The 26091-nt window shown below is 38.3% G+C and carries 18 protein-coding genes and 1 pseudogene; 11 read left to right on the forward strand and 8 right to left on the reverse strand.

Annotated elements, in window-relative coordinates; genetic code table 11:
* Nucleotides 1–889: 889 nt before the first annotated feature.
* Nucleotides 890–3556, reverse strand: coding sequence for a bifunctional acetaldehyde-CoA/alcohol dehydrogenase (gene adhE, locus DK857_RS05800; RefSeq protein WP_075673957.1), 2667 nt, complete (start codon nt 3554–3556; stop codon nt 890–892).
* A 514-nt stretch (nt 3557–4070) separates the two neighbouring features.
* On the opposite strand from adhE, the gene DK857_RS05805 reads away from it, so the two are divergent.
* Complete coding sequence (locus DK857_RS05805; RefSeq protein WP_109393910.1) at nt 4071–4715, forward strand: YchE family NAAT transporter; 645 nt, start codon at nt 4071–4073, stop codon at nt 4713–4715.
* Nucleotides 4716–4826: 111 nt separating this feature from the next.
* On the opposite strand, the gene DK857_RS05810 is transcribed toward DK857_RS05805, so the two are convergent.
* The 5 genes from DK857_RS05810 to DK857_RS05830 form a co-directional block, all read right to left on the reverse strand.
* Nucleotides 4827–5543 carry an ABC transporter ATP-binding protein gene (locus tag DK857_RS05810; protein WP_193528586.1) on the reverse strand — a complete coding sequence of 239 codons (717 nt, stop codon included), beginning with the start codon at nt 5541–5543 and terminating at the stop codon, nt 4827–4829.
* A complete protein-coding gene (locus DK857_RS05815) occupies nt 5530–6366 on the reverse strand; it encodes an ABC transporter ATP-binding protein (protein WP_109393908.1) in 837 nt (278 codons plus the stop codon). The genes DK857_RS05810 and DK857_RS05815 overlap by 14 nt, the downstream gene beginning before the upstream one ends.
* Nucleotides 6359–7189: an ABC transporter permease gene (locus DK857_RS05820; protein ID WP_109393907.1), complete on the reverse strand. Its 831-nt coding sequence runs from the start codon at nt 7187–7189 to the stop codon at nt 6359–6361. The genes DK857_RS05815 and DK857_RS05820 overlap by 8 nt, the downstream gene beginning before the upstream one ends.
* On the reverse strand, nt 7189–8232 hold the full coding sequence (locus DK857_RS05825) for an ABC transporter permease (protein ID WP_109393906.1): 1044 nt from the start codon (nt 8230–8232) through the stop codon (nt 7189–7191). Before DK857_RS05825 ends, DK857_RS05820 begins: the two co-directional genes overlap by 1 nt.
* Before the next feature lie 77 nt (nt 8233–8309).
* A complete protein-coding gene (locus DK857_RS05830) occupies nt 8310–9875 on the reverse strand; it encodes an ABC transporter substrate-binding protein (protein WP_109393905.1) in 1566 nt (521 codons plus the stop codon).
* Nucleotides 9876–10203: 328 nt separating this feature from the next.
* Between DK857_RS05830 and nirB the strand changes: the two genes are divergently transcribed.
* The 10 genes and pseudogenes from nirB to DK857_RS05880 all read left to right on the forward strand — a co-directional run bounded on the left by nirB (nt 10204) and on the right by DK857_RS05880 (nt 23713).
* Nucleotides 10204–12750: a nitrite reductase large subunit NirB gene (gene nirB / locus DK857_RS05835; protein ID WP_109393904.1), complete on the forward strand. Its 2547-nt coding sequence runs from the start codon at nt 10204–10206 to the stop codon at nt 12748–12750.
* Nucleotides 12747–13091 (forward strand): nitrite reductase small subunit NirD, encoded by a 345-nt coding sequence (nirD, locus tag DK857_RS05840; RefSeq protein ID WP_075673950.1) that lies wholly within the window; start codon nt 12747–12749, stop codon nt 13089–13091. The genes nirB and nirD overlap by 4 nt, the downstream gene beginning before the upstream one ends.
* A 14-nt stretch (nt 13092–13105) precedes the next feature.
* Nucleotides 13106–14488: a siroheme synthase CysG gene (gene cysG / locus DK857_RS05845; RefSeq protein WP_109401764.1), complete on the forward strand. Its 1383-nt coding sequence runs from the start codon at nt 13106–13108 to the stop codon at nt 14486–14488.
* Nucleotides 14489–15139: 651 nt separating this feature from the next.
* Nucleotides 15140–16777 (forward strand): ABC transporter substrate-binding protein, encoded by a 1638-nt coding sequence (locus DK857_RS05850; protein ID WP_109401765.1) that lies wholly within the window; start codon nt 15140–15142, stop codon nt 16775–16777.
* A 271-nt stretch (nt 16778–17048) separates the two neighbouring features.
* A complete protein-coding gene (gene oppA, locus DK857_RS05855; protein WP_109401766.1) occupies nt 17049–18686 on the forward strand; it encodes an oligopeptide ABC transporter substrate-binding protein OppA in 1638 nt (545 codons plus the stop codon).
* 79 nt (nt 18687–18765) lie between these two features.
* A complete protein-coding gene (gene oppB / locus DK857_RS05860) occupies nt 18766–19686 on the forward strand; it encodes an oligopeptide ABC transporter permease OppB (protein ID WP_069368989.1) in 921 nt (306 codons plus the stop codon).
* A gap of 18 nt (nt 19687–19704) precedes the next feature.
* A complete protein-coding gene (gene oppC / locus DK857_RS05865) occupies nt 19705–20613 on the forward strand; it encodes an oligopeptide ABC transporter permease OppC (RefSeq protein ID WP_109401767.1) in 909 nt (302 codons plus the stop codon).
* Nucleotides 20614–20623: 10 nt separating this feature from the next.
* Nucleotides 20624–21610: an ABC transporter ATP-binding protein gene (gene oppD, locus DK857_RS05870; protein ID WP_075673767.1), complete on the forward strand. Its 987-nt coding sequence runs from the start codon at nt 20624–20626 to the stop codon at nt 21608–21610.
* Nucleotides 21607–22614, forward strand: coding sequence for a murein tripeptide/oligopeptide ABC transporter ATP binding protein OppF (gene oppF, locus DK857_RS05875; protein ID WP_109401768.1), 1008 nt, complete (start codon nt 21607–21609; stop codon nt 22612–22614). Before oppD ends, oppF begins: the two co-directional genes overlap by 4 nt.
* Before the next feature lie 199 nt (nt 22615–22813).
* Nucleotides 22814–23713: pseudogene (locus DK857_RS05880) on the forward strand (endonuclease/exonuclease/phosphatase family protein).
* Nucleotides 23714–23795: 82 nt separating this feature from the next.
* Here DK857_RS05880 and DK857_RS05885 read toward each other — a convergent pair.
* Nucleotides 23796–24953, reverse strand: coding sequence for a pyridoxal phosphate-dependent aminotransferase (locus tag DK857_RS05885; RefSeq protein WP_109401769.1), 1158 nt, complete (start codon nt 24951–24953; stop codon nt 23796–23798).
* 159 nt (nt 24954–25112) lie between these two features.
* Nucleotides 25113–25991, reverse strand: coding sequence for a LysR family transcriptional regulator (locus tag DK857_RS05890; protein ID WP_099660317.1), 879 nt, complete (start codon nt 25989–25991; stop codon nt 25113–25115).
* Nucleotides 25992–26091: the final 100 nt, after the last annotated feature.

Consider the following 26091-nt stretch of genomic DNA (forward strand, 5'->3'; position numbering starts at 1 on the left):
TTCATAGTTTAATAAAATTGAATAAAGATAGTCATGAAATACTAAGAAATATTTCTTTTATCTATGGTTGGTATAATGAAACATTTATATCGAATTTTATAGATGTCGATTATGAGGTGCTTAAGTTGTTATTGAAGAAATAAAATACTTCACTTTATGCTTGTTAATACGGATAAATAGGCTACTTTTATACTCCTAAAGGAGTAACTTCTAAGTGGAATGCACAAATAGCGACCTTTATTACGTTATTACTTTAGCAGACTCAAACTAACAAACCTCATTTTGATAATATTTTATTGAAACTATGTTTCTTATAAACTCAAGATAGTTAGAGATATAAAATATTTATATTTCTTTATTTTGAGCACTAATTAATAATCAATGTGATTAAGTCTATTTATTTTTTATCAGATAAGAATAAAAGTACGATTGCAAATCGTAACGTGAACACGATGGTTTCAAATAACATTTCGTTATAGTCATTTTATGAGGGAAATAAGGTAAGAGTGAAATAATTATACCAACTAATGAAAGAGGAGAAGAGTTTGATACGCTCTGTAATCACTCATAAGGCACTTTCTATAACGTGGTAATGCAATGATGCAACTTAAGAGATAAGTTGCTCAGTGCCTTTTTTAGAGCCAATTATAAACATACAAAGAAAGGCACTATTTTTATAGTAAAAATAAAACTCACTAATTAAGTATAAATACTTATGATTTATGACTAAATAGTGACTTATTGTGACTTGTTTCTCAATCTTAAAAATCAGTAGCAAAATGTATATAGATAAGTAAGAAGCATAAAAACACCCAGCCATAAGACTGGGTGTTTATTTAAGAACAAATAACCGAAATATTGAGGATCACACTAACACAGCGTGTTTCGATTATTTTTTACTGCTTTTTTTAGCTGGTTTTGTCTCTTCTTTCACTTCAACAACGGGATGTTCATTAAATTCACGACCGTAGTAAGAATCTAATAACAGTTGTTTTAATTCAGAGATCAGTGGGTAACGTGGGTTAGCACCAGTACACTGATCGTCAAACGCATCTTCAGATAATTTATCAACTCTTGCTAAGAAATCACTTTCTTGAACACCAGCTTCACGAATAGAAGATGGAATTCCTAATGAAGATTTCATTTCTTCTAACCAAGCTAACAATTTCTCAATCTTAGCAGCAGTACGATCACCCGGTGCTGAAAGTTCTAAGTGGTCAGCAATTTCTGCATAACGACGACGTGCTTGAGGGCGATCGTATTGGCTAAATGCCGTTTGTTTAGTTGGGTTGTCATTAGCGTTATAACGAATAACGTTTGAAATTAATAACGCATTAGCTAAACCATGAGGAATATGGAACTCAGAGCCTAATTTATGCGCCATTGAGTGACAAACACCCAAGAATGCGTTTGCAAAAGCGATACCAGCAATAGTTGCCGCATTATGAACACGCTCACGAGCAACAGGGTTTTTAGCACCTTCATGATAACTTGCTGGCAGATATTCTTTCAGTAATTTTAATGCTTGCAGTGCTTGTCCGTCAGAATATTCGTTCGCTAATACAGAAACATAAGCTTCTAATGCGTGAGTTACAGCATCTAAACCACCAAATGCACACAGAGATTTAGGCATATTCATAACAAGGTTTGCATCAACGATAGCCATATCTGGTGTTAATGCATAGTCTGCTAATGGGTATTTCTGACCTGTTTCATCATCAGTTACTACTGCAAATGGTGTTACTTCAGAACCAGTACCTGATGTTGTGGTGATAGCAACCATTTGTGCTTTCACACCCATTTTCGGGAATTTGTAAATACGTTTACGGATATCCATAAAGCGTAATGCTAATTCTTCAAAGTGAGTTTCTGGATGCTCATACATAACCCACATGATTTTTGCAGCATCCATTGGTGAACCACCACCTAATGCGATGATCACATCAGGTTTAAAGCTGTTCATCTGTTCTGCACCTTTACGCACAACGCTTAATGTTGGATCGGCTTCAACTTCAAAGAAGACTTCTGTTTCAACACCAAATTTTTTCAGTACACGAGTGACTTCATCAACATAACCATTGTTGAATAAGAAACCATCGGTCACGATAAAGGCACGTTTTTTACCATCAGTCGCAATCTCTTCCAGTGCGATAGGTAAACAACCACGGCGGAAGTAAATAGATTTAGGAAGTTTATGCCACAACATATTTTCTGCTCTTTTCGCCACGGTTTTGGTGTTGATAAGGTGTTTTGGCCCTACGTTTTCAGAAATGGAGTTACCACCCCATGAACCACAACCTAATGTTAGAGAAGGAGCAAGTTTAAAGTTATATAAGTCACCAATACCACCTTGAGATGCTGGAGTATTGATTAAAATACGAGATGTTTTCATCTTGTCGCCGAAATAGGCAACATGTTCAGGGCAGTTATCTTGATCTGTATATAAGCAAGAAGTATGACCGATACCACCCATCTCAACTAATTTTTCAGCTTTTAACACTGCATCTTCAAATGATTGAGCATGATACATTGCTAATAGTGGAGATAATTTCTCGTGAGCAAACGGCTCAGCTTCGGTTGTTTCTTTTACTTCACCAATTAAAATTTTGGTATTTACTGGTACTTCAATGCCGGCCATTTCAGCAATTTTTGTTGCAGGTTGACCCACAATAGCTGCGTTTAAGTTACCATCTTTTAAGATGATATCTTGAACAGCTTTTAATTCTTTACCTGTCAGCATGTAACCGCCGTGGGTAGAGAAACGCTCACGAACTTGTTTATAAATGCTGTCAACAACGATAACAGATTGCTCTGACGCACAAATTACGCCGTTATCGAAAGTTTTAGACATTAAGATTGAAGCCACTGCACGTTTGATATCAGCAGAGTCATCAATAACAACTGGCGTATTACCTGCGCCAACACCAATAGCTGGTTTACCAGAACTATACGCTGCTTTAACCATGCCTGGACCACCTGTCGCTAAGATCAGGTTAATATCATCATGGTGCATTAATGCGTTAGATAGAGCGACTGAAGGCTCATCAATCCAACCAATAATATCTTTTGGTGCGCCTGCTGCAATAGCTGCATTTAAGACGATTTCAGCAGCACGGTTTGTCGCTTCTTTTGCACGAGGGTGTGGAGAGAAGATAATACCATTACGTGTTTTTAAGCTAATTAATGCTTTAAAAATCGCAGTAGAAGTTGGGTTAGTTGTTGGTACGATACCACAGATGATCCCAATAGGTTCAGCAATGGTAATTGTGCCGTAAGTCAGATCTTCAGATAAGATCCCGCAGGTTTTTTCGTCTTTATACGCATTGTAGATATACTCAGAAGCAAAGTGGTTTTTAATCACTTTATCTTCAACGATACCCATACCAGACTCTTTAACAGCCAATTTTGCAAGGGGAATACGGGCATCAGCGGCAGCTAATGCAGCAGCACGGAAAATAGCATCAACTTGTTCTTGAGAGAAGTTAGCAAATTCACGTTGAGCTTTTTTTACACGAGCAACCAAATCATTGAGTTCAGTAACGTTAGTTACAGACATAAAGAGACTCCTGATAAAATGTTAAATTTTTTAAGCAAATTAGCCGTTTTCATCATAACTAATAAGAATAGCCTAGATAGATGATAATGTGCTTATTTCAGTAATAATTATTAGAGGGCATAATTTGCTTAAAAAACTTAAAAAAAACAATAATAAAGGCAAATATATTTTCTAAGTAGCTCTCTTTCTTCGAATGATAACAGCTTACCATCTTTCTAATTAATTAACGTGATATATGTCACAAAAATAGCAAGCTGACACCTTTCAGCATGGCTATTTATGAGAATAATTCTCATATGCAATAAATGTTCAACGATTTTTTTGTCGTACAGTTTATTTCGATATAAAATTAAACCTCTAGGTTTTAATCTATTTACAAGAGAATATTTTAGGTAAAAACTTGTTAACTAATAGAATTAACTGGTTTATTGATTTAAAGTAACGCGCATTTTTTGGAGTTACTCTATCTTTTATAGAATAATTCGCATGTTTATTAGCCAAGAAGGGGCTTTTCATGGGGTCACTGCTGGATTTATCCGGTTATATTAAATTTTTTGTCGGTCTTTTTGCGATTGTAAACCCAATTGGTATTTTGCCTGTCTTTATCAGTATGACGAGTTATCAAACTGATGCAGGGCGTAACAAAACAAACTTAATTGCGAATGGCTCCGTTGCAATTATTTTAGTTTCTTCTCTGTTAATCGGTGATTCTATACTGAGTGTTTTCGGTATTTCTATCGACTCGTTTCGTATAGCAGGGGGAATGCTGATTGTTACTATTGCGATGACCATGATAAATGGACGTTTAGGAGAAGATAAACAAAACAATCAGGAACGAAACGAATCCGCAGTACGTAGTAGTGTTGCTGTTGTGCCTTTAGCATTACCATTAATGGCAGGACCCGGAGCAATCAGTTCTTGTATTGTGTGGAGTTCTCGCTGGGAAGGTTTTACTAACTTTTTAGGATTAGCCGCAACCAGCATCTTTTTTGCATTTTGTTGTTGGTTGCTGTTTCGCAGCGCAACACTATTAGTGAAATATTTAGGGCAAACTGGCATTAATGTAGTTACTCGTATAATGGGCTTATTATTAATGTCGTTAGGTATTGAATTTATTGTGACCGGATTACGTTCTATTTTCCCGGGCTTATTAGTTTAAACACAGCGCAGAACAATAAAAAACGGTACGATTAAACAGTAATATTAAAAACGAGCAGTATTAATAACGTAATGCTGCTCGGCTCCTTTCTTTTATCTATTCTCTTTTATCTCAATCAATACGATGTATCCCTTTTGATAACGCATCTCGATCATAATGTTGTGTTAATTCACCATTTTCCATTAATGCAGCTCGATCCGACATATGTGCGATAACATCTGCATCATGACTGACGAGTAAATAAGTCATGTTATGCTGTTTTTTTAGTGTGTTAAGCAGATTTAAAATCTCGGCTTGCACTGACATATCTAGCGCTGAGGTTGGTTCATCTAAAAGTAATAGTTGAGGTTGCAATAAAAGGGCTCTTGCAATGGCGACACGTTGACGTTGCCCACCCGAAAGTTGGTGTGGATAACGACTCGTCACATCGGCAGGTAAACCAACTTGGGCTAATGCTTGTTCAATCGTCTCTTTATCAAAAGGAATTTGGTGGATTTTTAAAGGCTCAGAGAACGCTCGCTCAATACGGTGTTGGGGGTGTAAAGAGGCGTAGGGATCTTGAAATACCATTTGTATATTACGGCGCAAAGTCCCTTGAAAACGTTGTTGAGGTTTAATTGTTTGTCCTAAAAGCGATATCTCACCTTGCCAATTCGGTAATAACCCTGCGATCACACGCAAAACAGTCGATTTGCCACAGCCAGAACGGCCAATCAAGCTAAAAGTTTCGCCTTGTTGAACATGTAGATTGATCCCTTTTACAACGTGCTTTGCTTGTTTACCTTGTTTGAATTGAACGTGTAAATCATGAATATCAATTAGCATGATGTAGCCCCTTAAAATTAAGCGTTCTATCTAGTACTGGCAATTGAGTGCCATAAGTGCTTGCATTAGGTCTACATGTCCAAAGTGTACGAGTATAAGGATGTGAAGCAGTCGGTAGCGCTTTAGCATCGAGTTCATCAACTTGTTCGCCTTGATACATCACCATGACGCGCTCACAATATTCAGCAACAAGGGGTAAATCATGGCTAATCAGTAATAAACCCATATTACGCTGTTCACACTGAATAGTGATCAGTTCAAGGATTTGATGACGTAACTGAGCATCCAGTGCAGATGTCGGTTCATCGGCAATTAAAATAGTAGGGTTATTAATTAGCGCAATCGCTATCATTGCTCGTTGTCCCATACCACCTGATAATTCACCAGGATAACGATAAATATTCTGTTCAGGTAAGCCGACAGACAGCAGGGTATCGATGATAAGTTGACGCCTATCTTGACGTGAAAGTTTTTGATGTTGTTTTACGGTTTCTTCTACTTGCTGATAAATGGTTTTTACAGGATTTAATGCATAGCGAGGATCTTGTAATACCATTGAAATCGTATTTCCGCGGATGTTATTCCATTGGCGAGATGAAAAATCTAATAGATTATTTCCTTGTAAGTTCAGTATCTCTGCACTGACTTTTCCCGGATGACGAACAAGCCCCATTAATGCACGAGCGGTCATTGATTTGCCAGAGCCAGATTCACCAACAATCGCCAAACGCTCTTGCCCCAAAGTAAAAGAGATATTATTGACAACTCTTGCCTTTGGAAAATCGATGCAGAGGTTGTTTACCTCAATTAATGGTGTTTTATTCATGGGTATCTCCCAATACATCACGTAATCCATCACCTAATAAATTAAATGCCAGACTGCTGATTAAAATTGCCGTACCCGGAATAGCTGCAATCCACCATTGATCAAAAATAACGGGCATACCTTCTGCGATCATCGCTCCCCATTCCGCCATTGGTGGGCGTGCACCTAATCCAAGGAAGCCCAATCCGGCTGCTGCGAGAATAATTACGGCTAAGTTAAGTGCTAAACGCACAATGGCTGAAGGTAAACATAGTGGTAAGATATGTCCCCATAACAGTCGAAGACCTTTAATACCCATCATTTCGGCAGCAGCAAGATAATCGCTATTGCGTAAATGTTGAATTTCACTACGAGATTGTCGTGCATAAGCCGGCCATGCAGTTAAAGCCAGTGCTAACGCGCCATTTAGCAGGCCAGGTCCTAACATTGCGACAAAGGCGAAGGCGAGAATAAGAGAAGGCATCGACATTACAATATCAGTGAATCGCATTAAAATACGCTCAGTCCAACCACCGTAATACCCAGATAAAATCCCAATTAATAATCCTAAAGGTAGCGTAATAAGCGCCACCAGCCCCACTAAGCCTAGCATTGGGCGAGTACCATAAATAAGTCGAGAAAGAATATCTCGCCCATAATTATCTGTCCCTAGCCAATGTTCAGCATTGGGTGCTAATAAACGTTGGGCAGCATGTTGCCAATTCGGATCGTAAGGGGCTAACCAAGGTGCAAAAATAGCAATAATTAACAGTAAAATGAGCAACGATAAACCGATAAATGCAGAAGGCGAACGCGCTATTTTTCTTAAAAATGGAGATGACATTAGCGGAGCCTCGGATCAGTCAAACGAATAACGATATCGGTCATATTATTGATAAAGACAAAGCATAAGCCGATAACTAAAGTACCGCCCATAATGGCTGTGGTATCACCTGCAAAAAGTGCTGTTGTGAGATATCGACCAATTCCCGGCCAAGAAAAGACCGTTTCTGTTAATACGGCACCTTCTAACATACCAGTATAAGATAAGGCGATAATGGTCATTAAAACACCACGAATATTAGGCAGTACGTGATAAAAAAGAATACGTAATTCACCAATACCTTTTGCTCTTGCTAACGTGACATACTCTTTATTCATTTCGTTTAAACAGGCTGAACGAGTTAAGCGAGTAATAGAAGCAAGGGCAAAATAAGCTAATAAAGAAACTGGTAAAATAAGGTGTGATAACGCATTAAAAAAAGCATCTTTATCGCCAGCTAATAACGTATCAATTAGTGCAAAACCCGTTACGGGTTCAATGGTGAATTGATAAATATCGTCTAATCGCCCGGGGCCTGCTGTCCATTGTAAGGTGGCATAGAAAAGCAATAGCAAAATCAAACCTAGCCAGAAAATAGGAACAGAGCTACCTAATAACGTCAAAATTCGCAAAATAAAATCGAACGGTGTTCCCACAAAACGCGCACATAAAACGCCAAATAAAATACCAAGGCTGGCACCAATCAGTAATGCAACAGTTGCTAATTCCAATGTGGCGGGAAAAGTCGCTAACAAATCATCAAGAACAGGTTGACCTGTTGATGTTGCTGTACCTAAATGCCCTTGTAACAGCGCTTCTACATAATGAAAAAACTGCATGTAGATAGGTAAATCTAGTCCTAATTCATGTCTTACTTGGTTATAGGTTTCGAGGCTTGCGTGATCACCAACAATTTGTAAGACAGGATCGACAGGTGAAAGAGCTGAAAGCGTAAAAGTGATGACAAGAAGTCCTAAAAGAGTCAGCACCAGAGTCAATATTCCTTGAGCAAAGGTAATTAACTGATCTTTTAGACGAATAGGTAACGTCATAGCAGTATTCATACAGCAATAGCCTAGTGAAATGGCAAAAAATAGACCATCCACAGTAACATGGCTGTGGATGGTTTCAGGAAAAAATATTACTTAGTTACTTTGTCATAATAGACCATATCTGCATTTAGACCTTGCGCATAACCGTTAACGTTATCGCGCATGACTATCTGGTTTTTGCCTTGGTCAATAAACACATAAGGTGAACTACGCTGTAACTCTTTTTGCATTTCAGTATAGAGCGATTGGCGTTTTACTTTGTCCGCTTCATTAAGTGCAGATAATGTCTGCTGACTTAACTCAGGAATTTTCCAGCCATTTAACCAAGCAACAGTATTGGATTGTCCATCATTATAAGCGAAGGCACTGGCATTTGAGTGCGCATCAAAATAATCAGGGATCCAAAAACGAATGGCTGCTTGATGCTGTTTAGCGCGTACACGGCTATACACTTGGCTACCTGCTGCGGGCAATAAATCAACTTGTACACCCGCTTGAGCAAAGCTTGCTTGAATGGATTGCGCCACAGTGATGTAAGGAACTTTGTTCTCAACATCTAATGTAAAGCGTGCATTGGTAATACCCGCTTTGGCTAAAATTGCTTTGGCTTTTTCGGGATCAAAAGTAAAAGGATTATCTTTTAATGCACCCGGTAAGCCTATTGGTAAGAAGCTTTGATGAATAAAGTACTGACCACGCATTAAATCTTCAGTAATGCCTTTGTAGTCAATTAAATAACGAGATGCTTCCCAAAATGCGGGGTTACTCAGCGCTGGGTTTCCACTGGCGGTATTAAAAGCCATATAAACTTGCTCAGCAGAAGGAATATCTAAAATTTTGATACCAGTTTTGCCCGCTAAAGCTGCAGTTTGATCGGTACCTAAGTCACGCGCAATATCCGCATCACCTTTTTCAATTAATAAACGACGAGATGCCGGATCGGGCACGTTTTTAATAATAATATTGGCTATTTTAGGCGCACCAGTTGGCGAGAGTGGGTTAGCTTCTAACACAATAGCTTGACGTGGTTGATAAGCACGCATTTTGTATGCGCCACTTCCTGCTGAGTTCATCTTCAGCCAGCTATTCCCAAAGTCATTATTTTTAACATGAGCGGAAACCAGTTTTTCATCAACAATAGACGCAATTGGAGTTGAAAGGATATTTAGCACAACATCAGGGCTGACATCCGCTGTCCAACGCACTTCTAATTCATTATCACTGACCTTTTTCAGCAGTGAATTAATGTTATCAGTTTTCCAACCCAGCACATTTAGAATAAAAGCAGGTGATTTGTTCATGGTGATCGCACGCTGATAAGAGAAGATAATATCTTCAGGACGTACAGCGTTACCAGATGCAAATTTTGCATCTGGCTTAATTTTAAATACGATCGTTTTTTGTTCAGGGTTCGCTTGCCAGCTTTCAACTAAAATCGGTTCATTAATTTCTGGATTATCACGATTAGGTTGAACAATACGTTGATATAAACTAGGCACAGTTTGAATACTGGATAGTTCATTACTTTCAGCAGGATCAAGGCTGACAATATCATCAAGCCCTTGTACCACAATTAATGTATTAGCAGGTGTTGCTGCAAATGCCGGTACGGAAAGGGCACCCACAACGAATAATGATAATAATTTTGCTTTCATGAGACGCTCCCTGAAACGGTGTAGCCAAAATCGTTATGTCAATAACTTATTAGTTATTACTTTGTGAAATTAACTTAGGCAAAACGTGACCAATGCGCAAAGTTTTAATTACGCTTACATATAACTCTTCGTTATAAGTGGCTAAAATTAATTATGGTAGAAGAATAATTAACCGCAAGAACATGATGATGAAATACTCCTTTAGTAGTAACTCATTGACTATTAAGTTGTAGTAGCTGAATTGATTAAGCTGTATTTGATATCCATCAATATCTCTTATGAGTAGTTTCGTATTTTAGCCTTAGAAATCTTTAAATCTGAGGCAAAAATGAGCAAGAAAACACTCGCAATCATCGGTAACGGTATGGTGGGACACCGTTATATCGAAGAGTTGATTGATAAAGGTGGCAATGAAGAATTTAATATTGTTGTCTTTTGTGAAGAACCTCGCGTTGCATATGATAGAGTCCATCTCTCCTCTTACTTTTCACATCACACCGCTGAAGAGCTCTCCTTAGTTAAACAAGGTTATTATGAAAAATACCAAATAGAGGTATTAATTGGTGAGCGCGTGATAACCATTAATCGTGACGAAAAAGTGGTACACACTAATACCGGACGTTGTGTCAGTTACGATAAATTAGTGATGGCAACAGGCTCTTATCCGTGGGTTCCTCCAATTAAGGGAAATAACTCGCCGGACTGTTTTGTCTATCGAACTATTGAAGATTTAAACGCTATCGAATCTTGCGCACGTATTAGTCGTAAAGGGGCGGTGATTGGTGGTGGGTTGTTAGGTTTAGAAGCAGCCGGTGCGTTAAAAAGCTTAGGTATTGAAACTCACGTCATCGAGTTTGCTCCAACCTTAATGGCAGAGCAGCTGGATACATTAGGTGGTGAGCAACTTAAACGAAAAATAGAGCGTATGGGTGTAAAAGTGCATACCTCTAAAAACACCCAAGAAATATTATCAACTGGGGAAAGTGCGCGTAAAACACTGCAATTCGCGGATGGTACTTTTCTTGAAGTTGATTTTATTGTGTTTTCCACAGGTATTCGCCCGAAAGATAAGTTAGCTCGTCAGTGTGATTTAGATATTGCCCCACGAGGCGGCATTGTTATTAATGATTATTGCCAAACAACAGATCCTGATATTTATGCTATTGGTGAATGTGCATCTTGGCAAAATAAAACCTTCGGTTTAGTGGCGCCTGGCTACAAAATGGCACAAGTTGCGGTCGATAATTTATTAGGCCATCACTCTGTTTTTCAGGGTGCTGATTTAAGTGCAAAATTAAAACTTCTTGGTGTCGATGTCGGCGGTATTGGTGATGCTCATGGGCAACAAGCAGGGTGTCGTAGCTATATTTATCTGGACGAAGGCAAAGAAATCTATAAACGCCTGATTGTTAGTGAAGATAATAAATATCTATTAGGTGCTGTATTAGTGGGTGATACCGAAGATTATGGCAATCTTTTACAACTATCACTCAATACCATTGAATTGCCAGAGCACCCAGACTCTTTGATTTTACCTTCACATGCTGGAAGTAAGCCGGCAATAGGTGTTGATTCACTACCCGAAACCGCACAAATCTGCTCTTGTTTTGATGTTACAAAAGGCGACATTATTCAAGCAATTGAACAAGGTTGTCATACAGTCGCTGCAATTAAGGCAGAAACCAAAGCGGGTACAGGATGTGGTGGCTGTATTCCTCTTGTGACTCAAGTCTTAAATGCAGAATTAGCCAAACAAGGTATCGAAGTTAATCACCATCTTTGTGAGCATTTCCACTATTCTCGCCAAGAGCTTTATCATCTTATTCGTGTAGAAGGACTGAAAAGCTTTGATGAGTTATTGAAAAAACACGGTCAAGGCTATGGTTGTGAAGTGTGTAAACCAACCGTCGGTTCATTGCTTGCTTCATGTTGGAATGATTATATCTTGCGTGATGATTTAGTTTCTCTGCAAGATACTAACGATAACTTCCTTGCGAATATGCAAAAAGATGGGACTTATTCCATCATTCCTCGCTCTCCTGGTGGTGAAATTACCCCCGCAGGCATTATTGCTATTGGGCAAATCGCTCAAGAATACAATTTGTATACCAAAATTACGGGATCGCAACGAATGGCGATGTTCGGTGCGCACAAACAGGATTTACCCGCTATTTGGGAAAAACTGATAGCGGCGGGTTTTGAAACTGGTCATGCCTATGCGAAAGCACTGCGAATGGTAAAAACATGTGTAGGCAGCAGTTGGTGTCGTTTCGGTGTTGGTGACAGTGTCGGTTTGGGCGTTGCACTAGAGCATCGTTATAAAGGCATTAGAACACCTCATAAGATGAAATTTGGTGTCTCGGGCTGTACTCGTGAATGTTCTGAAGCACAAGGAAAAGATGTCGGTATTATCGCCACAGATAAAGGCTGGAACCTCTATTTCGGTGGAAATGGTGGTATGAAACCACGACATGGAGATCTCTTTGCTTCCGATCTTGATGAAGAAACCTTAGTGCATTATATCGACCGTTTTATGATGTTCTATATTCGTACTGCCGATAAGTTACAACGCACTTCAGTGTGGTTAGATAATTTAGAAGGCGGTATTGAATATTTACGTGATGTCATAATTAACGACAAATTAGGTTTAAATGCACAACTGGAAAAAGAACTTAAAACCTTACAAGAACGCGTTGCTTGTGAATGGAAAGAAACAGTTGATTCTCCAAAAGCATTAAAACGGTTTGCCCACTTTATTAATAATCCAATGCCTGATCCAACAGTGCAAACAGTAAAAGAACGATTTCAGCATCGTCCCGCACGTTTACATGAACGTATTGATATCAAACAGATCACTGAGGAGGCGCAATCATGAGCCAATGGATAGCTGTTTGCCAATTAGATGATATTACTCCGGGAACGGGTGTTTGTGCGCTGGTGGAACAAGATCACGTTGCCATATTTCGTCCTTATTCTGATGCGCGTTTATATGCATTAAGCAATATAGATCCCTTTGCACATTCGAGTGTTCTATCACGAGGATTGATTGCTGAACATGAAAATGAGCTGTATATCGTCAGTCCGCTAAAAAAACAGCATTTTCGTTTAACGGATGGTTTTTGCCTTGAAGATGAGAATTTCTCGATCACTCATTTTGATATCAAGGTTGAAGGTAACACCGTTAGCGTGCGTAGTCGTAATAAGTCATCACAATAAATAGGGGAACGGATATGGATTACTTTCCAATATTCTGTCAGCTAAAAGATAAACCTTGTTTATTAGTAGGAGGTGGTGAGATTGCTGAACGTAAAGCGAGATTGCTGATGGAGGCAGGCGCCATTATTTCTGTTGTTGCCCCTTCATTTACTGGGCAATTTATGCAGTGGCATACAGAGCAAAAACTAAATTGCATCACAGGAATATTTAATGAGGCTCATTTGTCTGGTAAATGGCTTGTTATTGCTGCAACAGATAGCGAGCAAGTGAATCAACAGGTTTTTCAAACAGCAACAGAAAAACAGATATTTTGTAATGTGGTTGATTCACCAGAGCAAGCTAGTTTTATTATGCCTTCTGTTATCGATCGCTCTCCTATCGTGGTGGCAATTTCATCGGGCGGAAAAGCACCTGTACTCGCTCGTATTTTGCGAGAAAAAATTGAGCAGTTACTCCCTAATTATCTTGGTGCACTAGCACAACTTGCCGGAAAGTTACGAGAGCAAATAAAACAACGTTTTTCATCGATGAGTGCCAGACGTTATTTTTGGGAGCAATTTTTCGAGGATAAATCATTACAAGCTGAAATAGAAGCGCAAAGAGATGACGGTATTGAGCGACGTATTAGCGCACTGTTATCTGAAAATCAGCAACCTCAAGGCAGCGTTGTTTTAGTCGGAGCAGGACCGGGTGATGCTGGGTTAATGACCATTAAAGGTTTGCAGCAGTGCCAGCAAGCTGACGTGGTGGTTTACGATAGGCTAGTGTCTGATGAAGTAATGGCATTAGTTCGTAGAGATGCACAACGTATTTATGTTGGTAAGCAAGCGGGATTTCACTGCGTTCCTCAAGACGAAATCAATCAAATCTTAATCAAAGAAGCCATAGCAGGAAAACGAGTGGTGAGATTAAAAGGGGGCGATCCCTTTATTTTTGGCCGAGGCAGTGAAGAACTAGAAGCTTTGATTGAACATCAGATCCCATTTTCTGTGATCCCCGGAATTACGGCTGCATCAGGTTGTACGACTTATGCGGGTATTCCTTTAACGCATCGAGATTATGCACAAAGTGTTCGCTTTATTACGGGGCATGGGAAAGGATTAAATGAAGCACAGTGGCAATGTATTGCACAAAAAAATCAGACCTTAGTGTTTTATATGGGATTAAGTAAAGCCCATTATATTCAGCAAATGCTACTTAGCCAAAACATGTGCGCGACTATGCCTGTCGCCATTATCGAAAAGGGGACGTTAACAACACAAAAAGTGATTGTTGGTCAATTACGTCAACTGGCAGAGATGGCAGAAACAATGGAAAGCCCAGCACTGATTATCGTGGGAGAGGTCGTCTCATTGAATGAGAAGCTACAATGGTTTCAATCAAAGTCAGCTCAATAGCTGAAAAAAATTGAAGTTATAATTTTAAAATTAAAAACCTCTTTAATATTCGAGATGTATATTAAAGAGGTTTTTTTATCTAACTCATAGAAATATAAATGAAAAATTTTTTATTTTTATTTCTATTAAACATTTAGATTAAATTTTAAAAATAAACAATAAAAGTGAATATTTAATAATCTATAAATATTTTTAGATTAGAATTGTTATTCAGCCTAAAGATGAATTTATTATTATTTGTAATTAATTTCAAAGAGAAACTCTTTACAAATAAAGCATCATAAAATTCTGCTAGTCAGTTAAAAGCCATCCTAATTATATTAATTTTGTGAGATAAGTCGGTTTTCTATCTATAAAACTTGCATGATGTTAATTTAATGTTTATTTGTTGTTTTGCCTCTCTTGATATGTATTTTTTATTTTCTCAAGATAGAACGCTAGAGGGCTCAATAAAGTTAAGTGATAAGAATACCGCATTAATTGACAAAATTTACGATAAGTGTAAAAAAGAAGTGTGTTGTTATCATTTTTATCTCGTTAATATCAGCAAATATCTAAGAGCCATAAATATTACAATCAAAATTTAACAACGATACTTATCGTTAATTGATCGACCCCGCTATAAATTATTGTTTATTAGGAGAGGTACCCATGAAAAATAAAGTTACGTTAAAAACAGTGTTTCCACTCAGTATTATGTCACTTGTCTTTACCTCCTTTTTTTCTCATGCCGTCACTCTTCCTGAAGGTACTATTCTGGCAAAACAACAGAATATTGTGATTAATAACGGAACTGAAGTTTCATCACTTGATCCACATAAAGTAGAAGGTGCACCAGAAACTAATATTATTTTAAATTTATTAGAAGGGCTGACTTATGTTGGGCCGAATGGTGAAAGTATGCCGGGCGTTGCACAACGCTGGGAAACTGATGATAACAAAGTGTGGACATTCTATTTGCGAGAAGATGCAAAATGGAGTGATGGTTCTCCAGTTACAGCTGAAGATTTTGTTTATAGCTGGCGTCGAGTGGTAGATCCTAAAACAGGTTCACCTTATGCCAGCTATCTCGAATATGCTTATGTTGAAAATATTGCAGATATTCTTAGTGGCAAAAAATCCCCTGAAACATTAGGTGTGAAAGCGATTGATCCTCATACTTTTCAGGTGAGTTTAACAAAGCCAATTCCTTATTTAATCGATATGATCAGCCACACGCCATTAAAGCCCGTTAAAAAAGAGATTGTTGAAAAATATGGCGTGAATTGGACTCGCCCTGAAAACTTCGTTGGCAATGGTGCTTATGTTATTGAAAATTGGGTTGTAAATGAAAAGGTGACTTTAAAGCGTAATCCACTTTATTGGGATAATAAAAATACCATTATTGAACAAGCCATATTTTTACCAATAAGCTCGGAAACTAGTGATGTTAATCGCTATCGCAGTGGTGAAATCGATATCACTAATAGCGCTATTCCTCCTGTTCTTTATAGAAAAATGAAGCAAGAGCAACCTGAAAATTTACATGTCACACCGTATTTATGTACTTTCTATTATGAATTAAATAATCAAAAAGCGCCTTTTGATGATCCGCGAGTTCGAGAAGCGGTAAAGCTTACTCTTGATAGAGAAGTGATTGCCGAAAAAATAATGGGGCAAGGACAAATACCTGCTTACTCTTTTACACCTTCTTTTATTGGTAACGGTAATTTTAAAGCTCCTAAATGGGCTTATTGGACGCAACAACAACGTAATGAAAGGGCGCGTGAATTATTAAAAGAAGCGGGGTTTAATAGTCAAAATCCGTTGACTTTCACATTGCTCTACAATACTTCAGATCAAAATAAACAGCAGGCAATAGCGGCAGCATCAATGTGGAAAAAAAGTATTGGTGCAAATGTAACGTTGCAAAATCAAGAATGGAAAACGGCATTAGAAAACCGTAATCAAGGAAATTACCAAGTTGCAAGAGCAACATGGTGCGCAGATTACAATGAACCTACCTCATTTTTAAACTCGTTTCTTTCCACCAGCAGTCTAAATACCGTTTTTTATGAAAATAAAGATTACGACGATGCATTAAATAATGCCTCAATTGCTGTTGATAAAGGGGCACGTCATCAACTCTATCAACGGGCTGAAGCCTTGCTAGACAAGGATTCGGCGATAGTGCCTGTTTATTATCGTGTCAGTGTTAGATTAGTTAGTCCCAAAGTAGGCGGATTTACAGGTAAAGACCCCTTTGATTATACGGACTTAAAGCGCTATTTTATAAAGGCAGATAACTAAAACTGGTAAATTATCGATATTCTATAGTTATGTGCGATTTTGAATCATTAAAAGTGATTTAAAAAGTAGTAACACAATAAAAAGCTACACAAAAAAGCTATCGGCATAAAAAATTATAATGCTATCAGGCAATTAAGCACTGATAGTAAATAAGCAAGATTGATTTATTTTTTGTAAAAACAATAAGTTGTGTAAACCGTTCTAAAACACAACTGAACATCACAGAATGGTTGTCTAACAACCAACTCACTAACTGGGAGTATTTTATAAGATGAGTAATTTAACTAAAAAGAGTGCGTTGGCGATTGCTATAAGCGCAATCTTTGGATTATCAGCATTAACAGCTAATGCTGCTGTTGTTCCTGATGGAGTAAAATTAGCTGAAAAACAAGTGCTTGTACGTAATAACGGCTCTGAACCACAATCGCTTGATCCTCATAAAATCGAAGGTGTTCCTGAATCTGCATTAGCGCGTGATCTTTTCGAAGGCGTGACGATTGTTGGTCCAGATGGTGAAATTTTACCGGGCTCTGCAACTAGCTGGGAAAATAAAGACTTTACTGTTTGGACATTCAAAATTCGTGAAGGTGCTAAATGGTCAAATGGTGAACCTGTTACAGCACAAGATTTCGTCTATAGCTGGCAACGTTTAGCTGATCCTAATACGGCATCTCCTTATGAAAGCTATCTGCAATATGCGCATATCGTAAATATCGACGATATTATTGCCGGTAAGAAAAAAGCCACAGAATTAGGTGTTAAGGCATTAGATAACAACACATTAGAAGTCACTTTATCTGAAGCGGTGCCTTATTTACCAAAATTATTAGCTCACTCCTCCATGTCGCCAGTAAACCAAAGAGTCATTGAAAAATTTGGGGAAAAATGGACGCAACCTGCTAACTTCGTCGGCAATGGTGCTTATAATTTAAAAGACTGGACAGTCAACGAACGTATTGTTTTAGAACGTAGCCCAACTTATTGGGATAACAAAAGTACCGTTATTGACCAAGTCACTTTTTTACCTATTTCATCAGAAGTCACTGACGTAAACCGCTATCGTGCGGGTGAAATTGATATGACATACAGCAATTTACCGATCGAATTTTTCCAAAAGCTGAAAAAAGAGATCCCAGATGAATTGCGTATAAGCCCATATTTATGTACTTATTATTATGAAATTAATAATGAGAAAGCACCGTTTAATGATCCGCGTGTTCGTGAAGCACTTAAGCTTTCAATGGATAGAGATATCATCACTTATAAAGTGAAAAACCAAGGTGATATTCCAGCTTACGGCTTTACCCCTCCATTCACAGACGGTATTAAAGAGAGTAAACCAGAGTGGTTTGCGACTTGGACTCAAGAACAACGTAATGAAAAAGCACGCCAATTATTAGAAGAAGCAGGCTATAACAAAGCAAATCCACTGAAATTTAAGCTTCTGTACAATACATCCGACTTACATAAAAAAGTCGCGATCGCCGCTTCTTCAATTTGGAAGAAAAACTTAGGTGCAGAAGTGTCTCTTGAGAACCAAGAGTGGAAGACATTCTTAGATACACGTCACCAAGGAACTTATGATGTTGCACGCGCTGGCTGGTGTGCGGATTATAACGAACCTTCTTCATTCTTGAACATGATGTTGTCTTACAGCAGTAACAACACCGTTCACTATAAAAACACAGAATTTGACGCATTGATCAAAGAGTCTTTACGTGTGAAATCTGATGATGAACGTGCCGCTATTTATCAAAAAGCGGAAGGCGTATTAGATAAAGATTCGGCTATTGTTCCACTTTACTACTATGTAAACACCCGTTTAGTTAAACCTTATGTGGGTGGTTATTCAGGTAAAGATCCATTAGATAATTTACATACTAAAGACTTGTACATTATTGCTAAGTAATCGGGCGAGACCTTGTCTTTTTTAAGGCAAGGTCTTTTTATCGTCACGCCTGAATAGGTTTGTGTTATAGGAACGGGCAATGCTCAAATTTATTTTTCGTCGCTTTTTAGAAGCGATACCGACTCTATTTATTCTAATAACGATTTCGTTTTTTATGATGCGTTTAGCACCCGGCAGCCCTTTTACAGGGGAAAGGAAACTTCCACCGGAGGTTATGGCAAACATTGAAGCGAAATATCACTTAAACGATCCCATTTATAAACAATACTTCGATTATTTAATTCAATTGTCGAAAGGGGATTTAGGGCCTTCTTTTAAATATAAAGACTACAGTGTAAACACCTTAGTCGGTAAAGCATTCCCTGTTTCAGCTAAATTAGGGCTGTCGGCATTTATTTTTGCTGTCATTTTGGGTGTGGGGGCAGGCGTGATAGCAGCACTGAATCAAAACACCAAATGGGATTATACCGTCATGACTTTTGCCATGACGGGGGTTGTAATACCGAGTTTCGTTGTCGCACCACTGCTAGTTCTTATTTTCGCTATCTCGCTAAGGTGGCTACCGGCTGGTGGTTGGAATGGCGGTGCGGTGCAATATATGTTGCTACCGATGATTGCGCTGTCGCTTTCTTATATCGCCAGTATCTCGCGTATTACCCGTAGTTCAATGATTGAAGTGTTACATTCAAACTTTATCAGAACGGCAAAAGCGAAAGGCTTGCCGATGAAAAGAATTGTACTACGTCATGCTTTAAAACCTGCGTTGCTACCTGTTATCTCTTATATGGGGCCTGCATTCGTCGGTATTATTACGGGCTCAATGGTTATTGAAACCATCTTTGGATTGCCGGGTATTGGACAATTATTCGTTAATGGTGCTTTAAACCGTGATTACTCATTGGTATTAAGCTTAACCATTATCGTAGGTGCATTAACGATTTTCTTTAATGCGATTGTCGATATTTTATATGCCGTTATTGATCCGAAAATTCGTTATTAATAGACACTGGAGCGCGTTATGTTATCACTGAAGGAAAACAGCGAAGCTCTGGGGAATTTCTCGGAGCAGCTAGATATTGAAGGCCGTAGTTTATGGCAAGACGCTCGTCGTCGTTTTATGCACAATAAAGCGGCTATCACGAGCCTTGTATTACTTTTCTTTATTTTATTATTTGTTATTTTTGCCCCAATGTTATCGCCCTTTGTTTACGACGATACTGATTGGGAAATGATGTCAATAGCACCTGATTTTGCCTCTTCTCACTATTTTGGTACTGACTCATCTGGGCGTGACTTATTAGTTCGTGTTGCGATTGGTGGGCGTATTTCATTAATGGTTGGTATCGCCGCCGCCTTTGTTGCTGTTATTGTTGGTACGCTGTATGGCGCAATGGCAGGTTATATTGGTGGACGTGTTGACTCTGTGATGATGCGTTTACTGGAAATCTTAAACTCATTCCCATTTATGTTCTTTGTTATCTTATTGGTGACATTTTTTGGTCAAAATATCTTACTGATTTTCGTTGCGATTGGGATGGTATCTTGGCTGGATATGGCACGTATTGTAAGAGGACAAACCTTAAGTCTAAAACGTAAAGAGTTTATTGAAGCCGCATTAGTCTGTGGTGTGTCATCACGCAATATTGTGTTAAGACATATTGTACCTAACGTATTAGGTGTGGTGGTGGTTTATGCCTCTCTATTAGTGCCTAGTATGATTTTATTTGAATCCTTCTTAAGCTTCTTAGGTTTAGGAACACAAGAGCCACTAAGTAGTTGGGGCGCACTATTAAGTGATGGTGCAAACTCAATGGAAGTTTCTCCTTGGCTGTTACTTTTCCCGGCTTCGTTCTTAGTTGTCACACTGTTTTGCTTTAACTTTATCGGTGACGGCTTACGTGACGCATTAGACCCGAAAGATCGTTAAGGAGAACAAAATGACAAATTCAACAAGTAAGTCGTTATTAAGTGTTAAAGATCTCTGTGTGACTTTTGGTACACCGGATGGAGACGTTACTGCCGTTAATAAACTCAATTTTGAATTAGCTGCAGGTGAAACCTTAGGGATCGTCGGTGAATCGGGTTCAGGTAAATCGCAAACAGCTTTCGCATTGATGGGATTATTAGCGAAAAATGGTCGCACAGCGGGTAGTGCTAATTTTAATGGCCGTGAGATCTTAAATCTTCGTCAGAGCGAATTAAATAAAATGCGCGCTGAAGAAATATCCATGATATTCCAAGATCCAATGACTTCATTAAATCCCTATATGAAAGTCGGTGCACAGCTTATTGAAGTCTTAATGCTACATAAAGGCATGAGTAAAAATGATGCTTATGCAGAATCTGTGCGTATGTTAGATGCCGTAAAAATGCCTGAAGCTCATAAACGTATGAGCATGTATCCTCATGAGTTTTCAGGTGGTATGCGTCAACGTGTCATGATCGCGATGGCATTGCTTTGTAAGCCAAAACTTTTAATTGCAGATGAACCCACAACGGCACTCGATGTGACGGTTCAAGCACAAATCATGACCTTACTCAATGAGCTTAAGAATGATTTAAACACCGCGATTATTATGATCACCCATGACTTGGGCGTGGTTGCAGGGATTTGCGATAAAGTATTGGTGATGTATGCAGGGCGTACTATGGAGTACGGTAAAGCGCGTGATATCTTCTATCAACCTTCACATCCGTACTCTATCGGCTTATTACAGGCGGTTCCGCGTTTAGACGGTGAAGATGAGCGACTCGCTACCATTCCCGGTAATCCTCCTAACTTATTGCGTTTACCAAAAGGCTGCCCATTCCAACCTCGTTGCCAGTATGCAACAGAGCAATGCTTAACGAGTGAACCTCAATTAGAGCAATTTGCACAAGGGCGATTACGTGCCTGTTTTAAAGCAGTGGAGGAATTGGTATGACTCAAGCCACATTACAAGATAGAAAAGTTATTCTTGAAGTGAATGACTTAAAAGTTTATTTCGATGTTCAAGATAATAAACAGTGGTTTTGGCAACCTAAAAAAAGCCTCAAAGCCGTTGATGGTGTCACACTGCGTTTATATGAAGGTGAAACACTCGGCGTTGTTGGTGAATCTGGTTGTGGTAAATCGACATTTGCTCGAGCCATTATTGGATTAGTCAAAGCCTCTGGCGGTACAGTCACTTGGTTAGGTAATGATTTACTGGGAATGGGAAATAAACAATGGCGCGATATTCGCCAAGATATCCAGATGATTTTCCAAGATCCGCTGGCTTCTCTAAACCCAAGAATGACGATTGGCGATATCATTGCCGAACCGCTTAAAACTTATCATCCTAAAATGAAACAGGTTGAAGTTGTTGAAAAAGTGAAAGCAATGATGATGCGAGTCGGATTATTGCCAAACTTAATCAACCGTTACCCTCACGAATTCTCAGGTGGGCAATGCCAGCGTATCGGTATTGCGCGTGCGTTAATTTTAGAACCCAAATTAGTGATTTGTGATGAACCTGTTTCAGCATTAGACGTATCAATTCAGGCTCAAGTGGTTAACTTGCTGAAAGATATTCAAAAAGAGATGGGATTATCGTTAATCTTCATTGCGCACGATCTGGCAGTGGTAAAACATATTTCAGATCGTGTGTTGGTGATGTATTTAGGACATGCAGTGGAGTTAGGAACCTATGATGAAGTTTATCATCATCCATTACATCCTTATACTAAAGCGTTGATGTCAGCAGTGCCTATTCCTGATCCCGATAAAGAACGTAATAAGAATATCGATTTATTAGAGGGGGAATTACCTTCACCGATTAATCCACCATCAGGCTGTATATTCCGTACACGTTGTCCGATGGCTGATGAAGAATGTGCAAAAACACGTCCTTTACTAGAAGGGAGCTTCCGCCACGCAGTCTCTTGCTTAAAAGTGGATCCGCTTTAAGACTTCATTTATTTAAATTGAGTGACTAATGCCTGATATTTATCAGGCATTTTTTATGGGTAAAAGATAAAAATTTAATATTAGGTTGATTTTTTGCATCTCGAAATAACTTTGTGGATTGTATCACTGCGTCATATTTTCAGTGTGATAGTTTATTGTTGATCATCCATTAGCATTCTGTTTATTTTTCGGGGAAATTATGAAAAAAAGTGCAATATCTATCCTAGTTAGCACGGGTGTATTATTGTCATCAATGGCAGTAGCAAACACCACAGGCTCAGAAATCCTTGCTGTACAATCAGGCGGTACACCTAATAAGGTGTATCAAAATAATAAACCGACACTGAAAGTAGCTACCTATAATATTGGTAAAAATGAAGTTTCAGCGGATGTCACCAATTTTGATAAGCTAAACTAAGCAATCAAAAATATCGATGCCGATGTTATTGTTGTCACTGAAGTTGATAATAAAACAGCACGTAGTAAAAATATTAACCAGCTGGAAGAGTTAGCAAAAGCCAATAATATGCAGTTTGCTTTTGGCAAAGCGCTCGATTTTGATGGTGGGCAATATGGTGTTGGCATTTTATCAAAATACAAAATTGATAAATCACAGGTCGTTAATCTGCCTTCAGGGAATGCAGAACAACGTATTGTTTTATTATCGCAAATTACTAAACCAGGGTTTGATTCACCGATTATTATTATGGGAACACACCTTGATTGGCAAAAAGATCCCACTATTCGTATTGGTCAAGTAAGACATATCCTAGATGCTGCAATTGGCGATACAGAGACAGGCTTTGATAATATTTCAACATCAATAAAAATATTGGCGGGTGATTTTAACTCTACAGCCAATGAACAACCAATCCAAGAAATTAACTATTTTTGGAATCCTGTTGAAAAACCAAATAGCGACAAACGTACATGGCCAGCAATTAATCCAGCCATAGATATTGACCATATCTTTACGTTTAAAGGACAAGTTTGGGATATCAAAAATATGACAATCCCACAAGATTCAGCAACATTTAAATGGTCAGATGCGAGTGATCATCTTCCTGTTATTGCTGAGTTAGAATTACAAGAACAGTAATAAATAACGGTAATAAAAACGCCCTTGATATTATTTTCAAGGGCGTTATTTCATCAACCAATAAAATAAGCGTTAAATCAGATCAAATCCAACCTTTAGCCCTAAAGGTTTTTAATGTAGCTACAAAATAACGCATCTCTTCTGGGGTCCCTAACGTTAAACGGCTCCAACCAAAAGTAGGCGGAAATTCGCGGCCCACCATAATATTCGCGTCTTTCATTCTATTTTGATAGGTTTTTACATCACCTTTAACTTTATGAAAAATAAAGTTTGCATGAGATGGTGCATATTCAATATTGAGCTCTTTTAATACATCCACAACCATCTGACGTGAAACATCAATCGACTTACGGCTATATTCCACATAAGCTTTATCTTTTAGTGAGGCTAATGCGGCAACTGCACCTGCAGTATTAGTATTATCAATAGAAACAAAGGCATCAATTTGTGAGATTACTTCTGGGACGGCAACGCCATAACCTACACGCAGTCCTGCTAAAGCATAAATTTTAGAGAAAGTACGGGTCACAATCAGGTTTTTATAACCTTCCGCTACTAATGTAATAGCACTGATAAATTCAGGTGTTGAAACAAACTCAGCATAAGCTTCATCAATAATAAAAAAGACATTCTCTTTTGCTGATTTTACCCAATTCGATAAATCTGCACTAGGAGTTAACATTGCGGTTGGGTTATTCGGATTGCACAAATACACCATGCTAATACCATCAAACTCTTGCGCTTTTTTCTGCATAGTTGCCAAATCGAAAGCTAGAGTATTATCAACAGGCACTTTAACGATTTTTACACCTAAAGGTTCTGCATAAAGTTCGGCATAATTAAATGTTGGATCAGGAACAATAAGTTGAACTGATTTACCTTCTTTTTGTGCTTTATTTGCCACAAATTGAACTGCTACTTGAATTGTTTCAGATGAACCGTTTCCCAAGGTGATATGTTTATCTGAAAGTTTAAATTCTTTCCCTAATTCGCTAATTAATTTGCTACGCGCCTCATCTGGATATCTAAATGCATTGGGTAAAGCATCAATAATGGCTTTTTGAGCGTTAGGCGACATGCCTAATGAGTTTTCATTGAAATTAAGCAGTAACGGATTTTCTGCATTAAATACTAATTTATTTTTTAGTACTTCATTGGCATAAGCTGAACTCACAAAAGAACTTAATGATAATCCGCCAATAACAAGGCTTGATGATGTTAAGAATGAACGACGATTCATGTTATGTTTCCCAAGTAAATTATTCTATGTTTTATTAGTTCTCATAGATTACTAAAAAAATGATAGAAGTAAATAAATATGATAGAAAAATAATTATTTATTCACTTTGTTTTCATGGGAGTAAACGGGTAGCTGAGTGTTTTTGAGATAAGAATAGAATTATCCCTGTGATCTTTCAGTCTCTATTGCGCATTTTTCCGCTTCAGCAATGATCCAGTTTTTAAACTTATCTTGCTTTGAGTCAGGCATGATTTCACTTGGAGAGAGCAAGTAGTAGCTTGAGTTATCTTTAACAAAGCCATGTGTAGCGATAAGCTGTTGATCTTTTAATTCATCTTGCACCATAAGAAAAGAGGCGATGGTCGTACCTAATCCAGCAAGAGTAGCCTGAATAGCAAGATAAAAATGCTCATATTGGCTGGTATGAGTATAAGTAGATTGTTGCATACCTGAATATTGATACCAATCTTGCCAAGCTTGAGGGCGAGAGAGCGTTGTTAATTGCTTATCTGAATAATGGATATTATTAGGCTTTACGACAGCACCAATTCGCTCATCACATATTTTTGTTGCATAAATATTCTTATGCCATAAGAAATCATTCCGCCGAAATGCTAAATCGACACCTTCTTTATTGAAATCAATCGCACCACCCGCGGCAACTAAATGCAACGTGATTTCAGGGTGTAATGCATAAAAGTGAGATAAGCGAGGAATAAGCCATTTCATCGCAATAGTGGGTTCACAAGAAACCGCTAACACCGGATTATTTAAAGGGGAGCGCAGATGCGAGACAGTTTCTTCTAGCTGTTCAAAAATTGAAGAAGTTGTTTTATATAAATATCGACCCGCTTCATTTAAATAAACTGCGCGATTGCGCCGTTCAAATAAAGGAATACCTAATTCATCTTCTAATAATCGTATTTGGCGACTTACTGCGCTGTGAGTGACATGAAGTTGTTCCGCTGCATTAACAAAACTACCTGTTTGAGCGGCACTATTAAAAAAACGCAATGATGTTAAAGAGGGTGTTTTCATAAAGATAAGCGATAAAATTGAGTTGTAAAAATAGACGATGAAAAGTCACAGATATACTGCAAGATAAATCGCTTTTTATTTTTAGTCAAGACAGCAAAAT

Source organism: Proteus terrae (genome assembly GCF_003144325.1).
Lineage (GTDB): Bacteria > Pseudomonadota > Gammaproteobacteria > Enterobacterales > Enterobacteriaceae > Proteus > Proteus terrae.